The sequence below is a fragment of the Kribbia dieselivorans NBRC 106261 genome, assembly GCF_001552435.1.
GTDB classification, from domain to species: Bacteria; Actinomycetota; Actinomycetes; order Actinomycetales; family Dermatophilaceae; genus Kribbia; species Kribbia dieselivorans.
Genome location: NZ_BCRE01000093.1, coordinates 1 through 13,080, shown reverse-complemented (window position 1 = coordinate 13,080; position 13,080 = coordinate 1). Strand labels below are relative to the sequence as shown.

Annotated in this window: 14 protein-coding genes and 1 pseudogene; 12 read left to right on the top strand and 3 right to left on the bottom strand. The window is 69.8% G+C overall.

Going from position 1 to position 13,080, the window contains the following annotated elements; genetic code table 11:
* A pseudogene (locus KD1_RS16825) lies at positions 1-378 on the top strand (thiamine-phosphate kinase); the annotation flags it as partial.
* A gap of 84 nt (positions 379-462) precedes the next feature.
* On the opposite strand, the gene rpmB reads toward KD1_RS16825, so the two are convergent.
* A complete protein-coding gene (gene rpmB, locus KD1_RS08685) occupies positions 463-657 on the bottom strand; it encodes a 50S ribosomal protein L28 (protein ID WP_068400554.1) in 195 nt (64 codons plus the stop codon).
* 162 nt (positions 658-819) lie between these two features.
* On the opposite strand from rpmB, the gene KD1_RS08680 reads away from it, so the two are divergent.
* The 8 genes from KD1_RS08680 (at position 820) to mutM (ending at position 8,295) form a co-directional block, all read left to right on the top strand.
* A complete protein-coding gene (locus tag KD1_RS08680) occupies positions 820-2,478 on the top strand; it encodes a DAK2 domain-containing protein (protein WP_068400551.1) in 1,659 nt (552 codons plus the stop codon).
* A 3-nt stretch (positions 2,479-2,481) separates the two neighbouring features.
* Positions 2,482-4,695 (top strand): ATP-dependent DNA helicase RecG, encoded by a 2,214-nt coding sequence (locus KD1_RS08675; RefSeq protein ID WP_068400548.1) that lies wholly within the window; start codon positions 2,482-2,484, stop codon positions 4,693-4,695.
* A 5-nt stretch (positions 4,696-4,700) separates the two neighbouring features.
* Positions 4,701-5,294: a 16S rRNA (guanine(966)-N(2))-methyltransferase RsmD gene (gene rsmD / locus KD1_RS08670; RefSeq protein WP_068400545.1), complete on the top strand. Its 594-nt coding sequence runs from the start codon at positions 4,701-4,703 to the stop codon at positions 5,292-5,294.
* Entirely contained in the window at positions 5,291-5,785 is a 495-nt protein-coding gene (coaD, locus tag KD1_RS08665) for a pantetheine-phosphate adenylyltransferase (protein WP_068400543.1), read from the top strand. The genes rsmD and coaD overlap by 4 nt, the downstream gene beginning before the upstream one ends.
* 68 nt (positions 5,786-5,853) lie before the next feature.
* Positions 5,854-6,465 (top strand): YceD family protein, encoded by a 612-nt coding sequence (locus KD1_RS08660; protein WP_068400538.1) that lies wholly within the window; start codon positions 5,854-5,856, stop codon positions 6,463-6,465.
* Position 6,466: 1 nt separating this feature from the next.
* Complete coding sequence (gene rpmF / locus KD1_RS08655; protein ID WP_068400530.1) at positions 6,467-6,661, top strand: 50S ribosomal protein L32; 195 nt, start codon at positions 6,467-6,469, stop codon at positions 6,659-6,661.
* A 10-nt stretch (positions 6,662-6,671) separates the two neighbouring features.
* Complete coding sequence (rnc, locus tag KD1_RS08650; RefSeq protein WP_068400523.1) at positions 6,672-7,430, top strand: ribonuclease III; 759 nt, start codon at positions 6,672-6,674, stop codon at positions 7,428-7,430.
* On the top strand, positions 7,423-8,295 hold the full coding sequence (gene mutM, locus KD1_RS08645) for a bifunctional DNA-formamidopyrimidine glycosylase/DNA-(apurinic or apyrimidinic site) lyase (RefSeq protein WP_068400519.1): 873 nt from the start codon (positions 7,423-7,425) through the stop codon (positions 8,293-8,295). The genes rnc and mutM overlap by 8 nt, the downstream gene beginning before the upstream one ends.
* A gap of 733 nt (positions 8,296-9,028) precedes the next feature.
* Here the strand turns inward: mutM and KD1_RS08640 are convergent.
* A complete protein-coding gene (locus KD1_RS08640; protein ID WP_083542300.1) occupies positions 9,029-9,244 on the bottom strand; it encodes a helix-turn-helix domain-containing protein in 216 nt (71 codons plus the stop codon).
* Between the two features lie 76 nt (positions 9,245-9,320).
* Positions 9,321-11,174 (bottom strand): acyltransferase family protein, encoded by a 1,854-nt coding sequence (locus KD1_RS08635; protein WP_068400565.1) that lies wholly within the window; start codon positions 11,172-11,174, stop codon positions 9,321-9,323.
* A gap of 54 nt (positions 11,175-11,228) precedes the next feature.
* Here KD1_RS08635 and KD1_RS08630 point away from each other — a divergent pair, with 54 nt between their 5' ends.
* The 3 genes from KD1_RS08630 to KD1_RS08620 all read left to right on the top strand — a co-directional run.
* On the top strand, positions 11,229-11,534 hold the full coding sequence (locus tag KD1_RS08630) for an acylphosphatase (protein WP_068400516.1): 306 nt from the start codon (positions 11,229-11,231) through the stop codon (positions 11,532-11,534).
* A gap of 62 nt (positions 11,535-11,596) precedes the next feature.
* Positions 11,597-11,926 carry a chorismate mutase gene (locus KD1_RS08625; protein WP_068400562.1) on the top strand — a complete coding sequence of 110 codons (330 nt, stop codon included), beginning with the start codon at positions 11,597-11,599 and terminating at the stop codon, positions 11,924-11,926.
* A 9-nt stretch (positions 11,927-11,935) separates the two neighbouring features.
* Positions 11,936-13,080, top strand: a 1,145-nt coding sequence (locus KD1_RS08620; protein ID WP_157073251.1) for a chromosome segregation SMC family protein, incomplete at its 3' end; no start/stop codon positions are given.

Genomic DNA, 13,080 nt, shown 5'->3' with positions numbered 1-13,080 from the left:
CCGTTGGCCCGGATCGCCGAGGGGCGGGCGGCCGCGGAGGCCGGTGCCCACGCGATGCTTGACCTCTCCGACGGGCTCTCGCGCGACGGCCACCGGATGGCGCGGGCCTCGCGCGTGCGCCTGGAGTTGGACTCCGACCTGCTCAGCGGTGACGTGGCGTGGCTCACGGGGGTGGTCGGCCAGGCCCGGGCACGGTCGTGCCTGTTCGGTGGGGGAGAGGAGCACTCGCTGTTGGGCGCGTTCGCGCTCGGAGCGTCGTTGCCGCCCCAGTGGCGCCCGATCGGCCGAGTCGGGGCGCTGCGCTCCGGGGACGAACCGGGCGTGACCCTCGACGGCGCTCCGCTGCCCGTTCAGGGGTGGGACCACTTCACCGACTGAGCCGTGCCCAGCGCTGGGGCGGGCATGCAGAAGGAGCCGGTGACCCTGAACGGGTCACCGGCTCCTTCTCGAGGGCAGGTCAGGTCAGCGGGTGACCTTGCCGGCCTTGAGGCACGACGTGCAGACGTTGAGACGCTTCGGGGTCACACCCGCATCGCCCACCTTGGCGCGCACGCGCTGGATGTTCGGGGTCCAGCGGCGCTTGTTGCGGCGGTGCGAGTGCGAGATGGAGTGACCGAAGCTGGGTCCCTTGCCGCAGATTTCGCAGGTGGCAGCCACGGAGTTTCTCCTGAGATCGGTTCTGGTTTCGGTACGTCCCACGGCAGACCAGAGGTCCCCCGCGTCACGGGACAACCTGAGTAGACTACCCGACGCTGCAGATTCGGCAAAACCGCACCAGACCACCGGGCCAAGCGGCCTGCGCTGGTCTAGCCTGCCAGAGTGCTGCACGACATCGACCCGTCGACAGTGCGCCGCTGGGCTGTCCTCGCTCGCGGTGCCCTGGGCGAACGCCGGGAGCGCATCGACGCGCTCAACGTCTTTCCCGTCCCCGACGGTGACACGGGGACCAACCTCTACCTGACGCTGGACCAGGGGTTCGACCGGGTGCGTGCGGCACACACAAAGCGCAATGCCAACGGTGGCCCGCCCCTGTCGGTCGGTGAGCAGACCCGCATCCTTGCCGACGCCACCCTGCTGACGGCCCGCGGCAACTCCGGGGTCATCCTCAGCCAGATGGTCCGTGGGTTCGCGGAGTCGTTCGACGAGGTCGAGGGCGCGGCCTGTGCCGGCCCGGTCGAGGTGGCTCGCGGCCTGACCCGTGCGGCCGAGCTCGCCCACGCGTGCGTGCAGCGCCCGGTGGCCGGCACGATCCTCACCGTTGCCGCAGACAGCGCCACCGCCGCCGTGGCCGCCGCCGACACCGACGGCACCCTCGGCGAGGTCGTCGGCGCCGCGGTCGAGGCGGCGGAGACGTCGCTGGCCGAAACCCCGTCCCTCCTGCCCGCCCTCAAGGATGCCGGGGTCGTCGACGCCGGCGGGGCGGGGTACCTGCTGCTCCTCGAGATCCTCGATCACGTGGTGCGCGACACCGACGAGCGGCGGTTCCGAGTCGACGACTTCCTCAACCAGACCAGGCTCGTGACGTTCACCCCGACCGCCACCGCGCAGGATCCCACCACGGTCCCGGCCGGGGTCGACTACGAGGTCATGTACCTCATCGACCAGACCGACGAGGCCCGGATCGCCACGCTCAAGAACGAGCTCGACGCGATCGGTGAGGCCGTCATCGTCGTCGGTGGTCCGCAGTTGTGGAACGTCCACGTTCACCTCGAGGACATCGGCGCGGCCATCGAACGCGGCATCGAGGCCGGCCGGCCCCACCGGATCCGGGTGGGACCGCTGCTCGAGGCCGTACACGACCGGCAGGGCCCACCGGCCCCGGTGGGCGTGGTCGCCTGTGCCGCTGGGCCCGGGCTGGCCGACCTGTTCGAGAGCGCCGGGGCCATCGCGGTCGCCTCCGGCCCGGGCCAGCGCGCCTCCGCCGGCGAACTGCTCGACGCCGTGCACGCCAGCCACGCGGTCGACGTGCTGCTCCTGCCCAACGACCGAGACACCCACCTCGCCGCCCAGGCCGCCGCCCGCGCCGCCGCCGACGACGGGATCGCCGTGCACGTCATCCCCTCCACCACGGCCGTCCAGGGCATGGCGGCGTTGGTCGTCTACGACCCCGACGCCGACCCGATGGTCAACCAGATCGCCATGGTCCAGGCCTCCGCGCAGACCCACCACGGAGCGGTGTCCACGGCCGTCAAGCCCGGCCTGACGAGCGGTGGCTGGTGCGAGATCGGCGACATCCTCGGTATCGTCGACGGCGACATCACCCTGATCGGCCAGGACACGACCGAGGTCGCCCTGCGCGTGCTCGAGCGGCTCCTGGCCGGCGGGGGCGAACTCGTCACCCTCATCCGGGGGGCGGGCGCCGGGGACGATCTCGTCGACGATGTGGTGCGCGAACTGCGCTCCGCCCATTTCGGTCTGGAGGTCGAGGTCGTCGACGGCGGTCAGCCGCACTACGAACTACTCATTGGGGTGGAATGACGCGTGGCCGATGAGACCACCCGGCTCAAGGGCCTGATCGGTGGCCAGGCCGCCGGGAAACTCGCCGAACACCGTGACCTGCACACCGTCGGCGACCTGCTGCGCTACTGGCCGACGCGGTACCGCACCCACGAGTCCGACCTGTCGCGGTTGCGGCCGGGGGAGTACGCCGTCGTCGTCGCGGACGTGAGCCGGGCCACGACGCGGCCGATGCAGCGCCGCCGCGGCCGGATGCTGACGTGCACGATCACCGACGGCCAGCGCGAGATCGACCTGACGTTCTTCTCCGCTTACGGCCACGAGGGCAAACTCGTCCCCGGCGTGCGCGGCATCTTCGCCGGTGAGGTGACGCAGTACCGCGGGCAGTTGCAGCTGGCCCACCCCGGGTACACCCTCATCGAACCCGGGCTCGACGACGCCACGCGTGGGCTCATCCCGATCTATCGCCACGTGCCGAAGGTGCACAACTGGACCATCGCCGAGTGCACGCGCCTCGTGCTCGACCATCTCGACCACGTCACCGATGCCCTGCCGGCGCAGATCCGGGCGCAGCGGAGTCTCGTGGACCGCACCAGCGCCTTGCGTCACCTGCACGTCCCGCGCACGTTCGCCGACGTCGAGGCCGCCCGGCATCGGATGCGCTACGAGGAGGCCCTCGTGCTCCAGTGCGTGCTCGGCCAGCGGCGCGTCGCCCAGGCCGCCGAACGCACCGTGCCGCGCCCGCAGCAGGAGCGCGGCCTGCTCGAGGCCTTCGATCAGCGACTGCCGTTCGAGCTCACCGAGGGGCAGGTGGAGGTCGGGGAGGTGCTCGCCGCGGAGATGGCCCGCCCCACCCCGATGCACCGGTTGCTGCAGGGTGAGGTCGGGTCGGGCAAGACCGTCGTCGCGCTGCGGGCCATGCTGGCTGCGGTCGACTCCGGGGGACAGTCCGCGCTGCTCGCCCCGACCGAGGTGCTCGCCGCGCAGCACCACCGGTCCATCACCGCGATGCTCGGTGACCTCGCCGAGGGGGGGATGCTCGGCGGCAGCGAGATCGGCACCCGGGTGACCCTGCTCACCGGCAGTCTGTCGACCGCCGCGCGACGCAAGGCCCTGCTCGAGATCGTCTCGGGCGAGGCCGGCATCGTCATCGGTACCCACGCCCTGATCCAGGACGGCGTGGACTTCCACGACCTCGCCCTGGTCGTCGTCGATGAGCAGCACCGCTTCGGCGTCGAGCAGCGAGACGCCCTACGCAGCAAGGGAGCCCAGCCCCCGCACGTGCTCGTCATGACGGCCACGCCGATCCCGCGCACGGTCGCGATGACGGTCTACGGCGACATGGAGACGTCGACCCTGACACAGGTGCCCCGCGGTCGCCAGCCGGTCGAGACGTTCGTCGTGCCGGAGGACAAGCCCGCCTGGGTCGAGCGCACGTGGACGCGGTTGGCCGAGGAGGTCGCGGCCGGTCGGCAGGCGTACGTCGTCTGCCCGCGGATCGGGGAGGAGGGTGAGGTCCTCGAGACCGAGATGTTCGACGAGGTCGTGGGCGAGGCCGACGACGATTCCGGAGCGTCGAACGGGGCCGCTGCGGACACCGCCGCTGACCATCCCGGTCCAGATCGCCCGCTGGCGTCCGTGCTCGAGACGGTCGCCCAGCTGCGCGCCCACCCGGCCCTGGCCGACCTGCGCATCGACATCCTCCACGGCCGGATGCCCGCCGAGGAGAAGGAGGCCGTCATGACCCGCTTCGCCGCCGGGGAGATCGACGTGCTCGTGGCCACCACCGTCATCGAGGTCGGCGTCGACGTGCCGAACGCCTCGGTCATGGTCATCAAGGACGCCGACCGGTTCGGCGTGAGCCAGTTGCACCAGCTGCGCGGTCGCGTCGGCCGTGGGCAGCACGCCGGTGTGTGTCTGCTCATGTCGGCCTCCCAGACCGATTCCGCGCGGGAGCGTCTGACCGCCGTGGCCGGCACGAACGACGGGTTCGCATTGTCGCGGCTCGACCTCGGTCAGCGCCGCGAGGGCGACATCCTCGGAGCGCGGCAGCACGGCGGTCACAGTCAACTGGAGTTCCTCTCGTTGCTCCGCGACGAGGAGATCATCATCGAGGCCCGCGAGGACGCGACCGCCCTGATCGCCACCGACCCGACCCTGGCCGCGTGGCCGGAGTTGGCGGCCGCGGTGGCGCAGCGGGTCGACTCCGAGCAGGCCGCCTACCTGGAGAAGGGCTGAGCCGGATGACCCGCATCATCGGTGGTGTCGCGGGAGGCCGGCAGATCGCTGCTCCGCCCGGAAACCGCACCCGACCCACCAGTGACAAGGTGCGCGAGGCCCTCTTCTCCTCCTTGGAATCCCGGGGCCTCGTCGATGGAGCCGTCGTGCTCGACCTCTACGCCGGGTCCGGCGCGCTCGGGCTCGAGGCGCTCAGCCGCGGAGCGTCGCACGTCACCTGCGTCGATGATCACGCCGGCGCCGTCGCGACGATCCGCCGCAATGCCGACACCCTCGGGCTGCCCGGGCTCGATGTGCGTCGTGGCGCCGTGGCGACCGTCCTGGGGCGCGGCGCTCCGGCACGGCCCGCCGATCTCGTGCTCGCCGACCCGCCCTACGACATCCCCGAGACCGACCTCACCACGACGCTCCGCCTGGTGGTCGACCAGGGATGGCTCGCGCCCGATGCGTTCCTCGTCGTCGAACGCTCGTCGCGCAACCCCGAGCCGACCTGGCCGGCGGCGGTCGAGCCGGATGGGCGCAAGGTCTATGGCGAGACGACCATCTGGTTCGCCTGGGGCCCGGGTGCCGATGACGCACCCGCTAGGGTCGAGCCATGACACGACGTTGCGTCTGCCCAGGTTCCTACGACCCGATCACGTTGGGTCACAGTGACATCATCGGCCGGGCCGCGGCCATGTACGACGAGGTCATCGTGGCGGTGCTGTACAACCCCGCCAAGGAGGGCGTGTTCACCATCGATGAGCGGCTGAAGTTCATCACGCAGGGCATCGACGAGGCCGGCCTGACCAACGTGCGCGCCGAGGCGTTTGCCAACCGCCTGCTCGTCGACGTGTGCAAGGACGTCGAGGCCGATGTCGTCGTCAAGGGGCTGCGCGGCGGCACCGACTTCGCCTACGAACTGCCCATGGCCCTGATGAACCGTCACCTCACCGGTCTGGAGACGGTGTTCCTGCCCGGTGCGCCGCGCTACGAACACATCAGCAGCTCGCTGGTCAAGGAGGTCGTGCGGTTCGGTGGCGACATCAGCGGCCTCGTGCGCGACCACGTTCGGGACGCCCTCGTCGAGCGTTTGGGTCCGAAGGCCTGACTCGGGTAATGTAGGTCGTCGGTCTGCGTCTGACGTGACGTGACCGTCCCGTTCGACAGTATGGAGCCATGAACCACATCGATCCTGCCTCGCCGCTGGTGCTCGACACCAAGGAGGTGGGGCGCCGACCCGGGTCGATGAAGGAATTGACCCGTACCGTCGGTGCACCCGCCGATTTCGGCACCGACGTGCTCATGATTGCGCAGGGCCAGCCACTGGAGCTGGAGCTGCGCCTTGAGTCCGTCATGGAGGGTGTGCTGGTGACCGGGACGGTTCGGGCGAGCGCGACCGGCGCATGCGTGCGGTGTCTGGACCCGATCGACGTCCCCGTCGACCAGGGCTTCCAGGAACTGTTCGTGTGGGCCGATCGGGCGTCACACCACCAGGAGGTGGGTGACACCGACGACGAAGACGAGAGCTACCGGATCGAGAACGACCTCATCGATCTCGAACCGATGCTCCGGGACGCAGTGGTGACCACGCTGCCGTTCCAACCGGTGTGCCGCGAAGACTGCCCCGGGCTGTGCTCACAATGTGGGTTCCGGCTCGAGGACGACCCGGAGCATGCACACGAGGTGATCGACCCGCGCTGGGCGGCTCTGGGGCAACTCCAGGGCCTGGGCGCGACGGCCACCGACGAGACCAAGCACGACCAAGAGATCCAAGAGAAGAGGAACTGACGTGGCTGTCCCGAAGCGGAAGATGTCGCGCTCCAACACCCGTTCGCGTCGCGCGAACTGGAAGGCCGCGCCCGTCGCCCTGACCACCTGCCCGGCCTGCAAGTCGCCGACGCAGCCGCACATGGCGTGCCCGACCTGCGGCACCTACAAGGACCGCCAGTACGCGGTCGCCGAGCGCACCGAGCACCAGGCCTGATTCGCGTCGCGTGACCCGCGCGCGCAAGGCTCGGCAGTGGCACGTCGAGGAGTTCTCCGCCTACCTCACCGAGGTGGTCGGGGGAGTCGTCGACGCGCCACTGCTTGAGCGTGCCCTGACACACCGCTCGTACGCGTTCGAGAACGGCGGGATTCCGCACAACGAGCGTCTCGAGTTCCTCGGCGATGCCGTCCTCGGCCTCGTCGTCACGGACACGCTCTTCCGTACCCACCCGGACCTGCCCGAGGGGCAGCTCGCGAAGTTTCGCGCCGCGGTGGTCAACATGCGTGCCCTCGCCGATGTCGCCCGCACGATCGGTCTAGGGGAGTACGTGCGCGTCGGCCGGGGCGAAGAGGCCACCGGTGGACGCGACAAGACCTCGATCCTGGCCGACACCGTCGAGGCGGTCATCGGAGCGACGTACATCTCGCTGGGGCAGGACGCGGCGGCCACGCTGATCCACACCCTTCTCGACCCGGTCATCGCCCAGGCCGCGACGCTCGGGGCCGGGCTGGACTGGAAGACGAGCCTGCAGGAGAGCGTCAACGCGCACGGGCTCGACGCTCCGGTCTATGCCTCCGAGAAGGAGGGCCCGGATCACGCCCGCACCTACCGCGCGACCGTCAGCGTCGAGGGAGACGCGCTCGGTCACGGCTCCGGTCGGACCAAGAAGGACGCCGAGATGCAGGCGGCCGAAGAGGCGTGGCGCGCGTTGCAGACCCGGTTCGGTGAGCCGAGTGCCACCGGCGGTTCACCCGCGCATGCCTGAACTGCCCGAGGTCGAGGTCGTGCGCCGCGGCCTGGCCGACCATGTCGCCGGCCGCATCATCGATCACCTTGAGTTGCGCGGCTCCCGCGTGGCGCGTCGTCACGTGGCCGGGCCGGAGGACTTGTCTCGCCAGGTGTCCGGGGCGACGGTCGCCGGGGTGCATCGGCGTGGCAAGTACCTGTGGCTCGCCCTGGCGCGGGGTGCCGGTGAGCCGGCCGAGCTGGGGCTGATCACGCATCTGGGGATGAGCGGGCAGATGCTCGTCGCCGACGCGGGGGAGCCGGACCCGAAGCATCTGCATGGGCGGTTCACGTTCGCCGACGGTGGCCCGCAGGTGCGGTTCATCGACCAGCGCACGTTCGGCGGCTTCGCCCTGTCGGCGTTGGACGGCTCCGGTCTGCCCCAGGCCATCACCCACATCGCCCGCGACCCCTTCGATCCGCAGTTCGACGCCGCCCGGGTGTCACGGGTGATCAAGTCGAGGTCGTCGGCGATCAAGCGGGTGCTGCTCGATCAGAAGGTCGTCTCGGGGATCGGCAACATCTACGCCGACGAATCGCTGTGGCGCGCCGGGGTGCACGGCAACCGTGCGGCCGACGCGCTGACGAAGCCGGCGATTGCCCGATTGCTCGGCCATGCCCGTGACGTCATGACCGAGGCGCTCGCCGAGGGCGGCACGAGTTTCGACGCGCTGTACGTCAACGTCAACGGCGCGTCGGGGTACTTCGACCGGCGGTTGAACGTGTACGGCCAGGAGGGTCGCCCCTGCGCGCGCTGTGGCACGCCGATCCGTCGCGTCGCGTTCATGAATCGCAGTTCGTACTTCTGCCCGGTGTGTCAGACGAAGCCGCGCGTCCCGAGCTGACACTCGCTCGCGTCGACGTCATCCGGAACAAACGTACTGGTTACCTCTTGAGCAGTCCCGGCACTGAACTGTGTTCGTTGATGAACATCCTGAGGCTGGGGTCCAGGTAGCCGGAGACCGTAAGAATGTCGTCGTAGCGGGCCTGCACATGTACGGCTGGCCATGGCGACCAGGCCCGTCAGCATCGCGCCCCAGCTCGCCGGCGTCGTCGAAAACCCAGTGACCCGTACGCTGATGCGCCGAGTGGCGGGCGCTCATGCGCTCGTCGAGTGCGTTGCGTAGCGCCACTTCGAAGTACGCCAGCGATTGCCAGAAGGCACCGGAGACGTCGACGTTCCAGCGGTACAGCTCCATCGCGGCTAGCTTGTTGCCACCGGTGTGCCTGAGGTAGTGCCGGAGGCGCGCCTGTGCGAAATGACGCTCATAGAAGGTCCAGTCCGCGCGTGCGCTGCCCATACCCAGCCCCTTCCGTGTAGTATCGATGACGAACACCCCGGAACCGTCCCTGTAGTCCCCGCCAGAGGGCCGATCAAACGGCCGGGGTTCTGCTTTTCTCTATCGGTTTCGACGTGTGTGCTCCACCAAGCCTAGTTTGACGATTGTGGCAGCGCAGGGTTGATGGCCGGCGAGGTAGCTCGGGTCGTAGAGGAACGTGGTGGAGACCGTGCCTCGCGAACGGGCGACGTGGGCCTGGCCGACACGCGCGGGTCCGCCATCGACGTCCATGAAGACGTCAAGCGATGTCATCGAGCACGCCGAGGGCGCGCAGCACCTGCGCGACGTTGCCGAAGCCCACGCCGGGATCTCCCGACTCGATCTTGCGCAGGGTGTCACGAGTGATGCCGGCGCGCTCGGACACCTGCTGCGCCGTGAGGCCCATGACCATGCGCCAGCCTCGGACATGCTCCCCGAACCCCGAGAGTTGTCGGTCGATCCGGTATCCGGTCATGGCGAAGTCCTCCTTCTGTGGCGACAACACCATCCAGAACGGGGAGTTATGACGAAGATTATCGTCATAGGATGGGCTAGGGAATGGGCAGCTTCTTGAGTTTCACGGCCTCGCCGGTGTGCCGCTCGGACAGGTCTGCCATGGCCTGGCGGATCGTCGAGACGTACAGGTGGGCCCCTGTCAGGCTGGGGTGGATGCCGTCGGGCTGCAGGCTGGCCGGCGAAGCCGAAACGGCCCGGTTCCAGTCGGCGACCTCGACGTTGGCGTAGTCCTGGGCGACGCGGTCCAGCGTGGCGTTGTCCTCCACGGCGCGCGTCGAGCGGGGGAGATGCACGTTGACGACGACGACCATTCGCTGCGGCCCCAATTGATCCAACACCGCCCGCAGATCCGCCTCGGGGGTCCCGGCGTTGGTGCCGAAGGCGAGCACCACGGCGCGGCGCGTGGTGTCTCCGGCCGCCGTCACCTGCGTCAGGCCGTCGCTCCAGTGGCGGTTGGACTTGGCATCGATCTGGATCCCCGGGAAGTAGTACTTCAGGGCCGGCACCACGCCCACGGCCATCGAATCGCCGAACACGTCGATCTCCTTGCCCTTGGGCATGGTGAACGAGGCGTCCAGAGCGGTCACCGCGCCGTCCCGCGCTCCGGCAGCTTCAGCAGCGTTGGCCTCGATCATCCGCTGCGTGGACGTCTGCGAGGGTGCGGTCGCGATCCAGGCCCCGGTTCCGACGACCCAGACGAGCACCGCCGCGATCCCGATCCGCGCGACGGGCACGCGCCCCCATTGACCGGTGGGCCGAAGCCGGGCCAGCGCCCCGCGGAACCCGTACTTGCGCACCGGCGTCTCGACGAACCGCAGCGATAGGTCGGCAATGGCCCACGTCACGAGCACAACCCACACGCGCGTGAGGACGAACCGCAGCGTTCCCGGCGTCGACGGCAGATCGTGGTTGACCACGAGGATCACCGGCCAGTGCCACAGGTACAGGCCGTACGACCGTTGTCCGATGGCTGCGAGGACCGGGTGGTCGAGCACCTGACGCAGCCGTCCGGGTCGGTCGATCGTGGCAGCGATGATGACAATGACCGCCACCGAGGCCAGCAGCAGCCCACCGCGGAAGGTGAGCGCGCGCTCCTCCGACAAGGCCACGAGGCACACAGCGAGCGTCGCGAGGGCGGCCCCGAGGATCCACGGCCGGCCGCGCACCCACACCGGCGAGTCCAGCCAGGCGCGCTGCGGCCCCGCCCACGCGAACGCCAACCCCGCGCCGAGCATGAGTCCGAACAGGTGCGTGTCGGTGCCGTAGTAGACCCGCGTCGCGGCGGTCGGGTCGAACAGCAGGGCCATGAGCACGGCGGAGCCGAGTGCGGTCGCCACCGCGAGACCGGCGCGACGGGTCAGGCTGGGCACGGCCGCGGTCAGGCCGATCATGACCAGCGGCCAGAGCAGGTAGAACTGCTCCTCGACGGCCAGGGACCAGAAGTTCATGAACAACTGCGGCGAAGTTGAGGTGAAGTAGTTGCTGCCGGCGATGATCTCGACCCAGTTCGTCGAGAAGGTCAGCGCGCCGAACGTCTGCCGGTCGATGCCGACGAGCAGATCGGTCTGCACGACGCGGGCGAGCCAGATCGACGCGGTGACACACAGGAGCAACGCCGGGAGCAGTCGCCGCGCTCGCCGCAGCCAGAACTGGCCGAGGTCGACGCGCCCGTTCGCCGCCTGCTCGCGCAGCAGGAGCGTCGTGATGAGGAACCCCGAGATGACGAAGAACATGTCGACGCCGACGAAGCCGCCGGGCAACCAGGTGGGATTGAGGTGGTAGATGAACACCGCGATGATGGCGAGTGCGCGCAGGCCATCGAGGCCGGGGATCACCCGAGGTCTGAGTTCGACCGCGGGCGCCGGCACCTCATGGGCCTCAGGTGTCACGACCGCCACAGCACTACGCTAGGGGCCGGCACCGACAACCCCACGGAGGCGCGCGTGAGCGACGACACGAAATCTTCCGCGCAGCGCGTGACCGCGTTCGTTCGAGGCCGGGTCCAGGGTGTCGGATTCCGGTGGTGGACCCGGGCGCGGGCCCTGGAGCTCGGGCTCGTCGGACACGCCCGCAACATGGACGACGGGCGCGTCGAGGTGCTCGCCCAAGGCGATCCGACCGCCGTCGACCGACTCCTGCACCTGCTGCGCGAACAGCCCAGCACCACCGATCGCCCGGGCCGCGTCGACACCGTCGTGGTCCAGCAGGGCATCGTCCGTCCGGATGTCCGGGGCTTCGTCGAGAAGTGACACCGGTCGGCTACGCTGCCGCCGTGACCGATGCCCAGCGTGACCCCGCGTCAGGGTCCGACGTGCCCCCGACCGAGGCGACCGCCGGCCCGGCGATCCCCGCCGAACTGGCCGTGCTGCGCTCCAGCATCGACAACATCGACGCCGCGCTCGTGCACATCCTCGCCGAGCGCTTCAAGGCGACGTTGCGCGTCGGCCGGCTCAAGGCCGAACTCGACCTGCCGCCCTCCGACCCGGGTCGCGAGGAGCGACAGATCGCCCGGCTGCGCGGCTTGGCGCACGAGGCCGGGCTGGATCCGGCGTTCGCCGAGAAGTTCCTCAACTTCATCGTGGCCGAGGTCATCCGACACCACGAGGCCATCGCCAAGGGTGAGGACCCGCTCGCGCCGTAAACTCGGGGAATGTTCGTCAAGTCCCTGACCCTCAAGGGGTTCAAGTCGTTCGCCTCGGCGACGCACCTGCGCCTTGAACCGGGCATCACGTGCATCGTCGGCCCGAACGGCTCGGGCAAGTCCAACGTCGTCGACGCGCTCGCCTGGGTCATGGGGGAGCAGGGCGCGAAGACGCTGCGCGGCGGCAAGATGGAGGACGTCATCTTCGCCGGCACCCCCGGCCGAGCGCCGCTGGGCCGCGCCGAGGTGACGATGACGATCGACAACACCGACGGGGCGCTGCCGATCGACTACACCGAGGTGACGATCAGTCGCACGATGTTCCGCCACGGCGGGTCGGAGTACGCGATCAACGGCACCTCGTGTCGCCTTCTCGATATCCAGGAACTGCTCTCCGACAGCGGAATCGGCCGTGAGATGCACGTCATCGTCGGTCAGGGGCAACTTGACGCGGTGCTGCGCGCCACCCCCGAGGAGCGCCGTGGCTTCATCGAAGAGGCCGCCGGCGTGCTCAAACACCGCAAGCGCAAGGAGAAGGCGCTGCGCAAGCTCGACGCGATGGAGGGCAACCTCGCGCGGCTGGGCGACTTGACGGGTGAGCTGCGCCGACAGCTCGGACCGCTGGGGCGCCAGGCCGAGGCGGCGCGCAAGGCCGCGGTCATCCAGGCCGACGCCCGCGATGCGCGGCTGCGGTTGCTCGCCGATGACCTGGCCCAGATCACCGCCGTGCTCGAGCAGGAGGTGGCCGACGAACAGGCGCTCATCGCCCGACGCTCTGCCCTCGAGGAGCGGCTGGCCGGCCTGCACGAGCAGGTGCGCGAGTTGGAGGCGGCCGTCCGCGAGGCCACGCCCCAGGCCGAGCTGGCCAGCCAGCGGTGGGTGCGACTGCAATCGCTACGTGACCGACTCGAGTCGACCTCATCGCTGGCTGCGGAGCGGGTGCGGCTGTTGGGGCATGACGACGTCGAGGAGACGACGACCGGGCGGGACCCCGAGGAGTTGCGTCGCCAGGCGGCCACGGCGCGGGCGGAGGAGGCGAAGCTGACCGCCCAGGTCGAGGAGGCCGCCGCCGCGGTCACCTCCGCAGTCGAGCGCCGGCAGGCGGCCGAGCAGGCGTACGCCGACGAGGTGAAGCGCCTGGCCGCGGTGGCGCG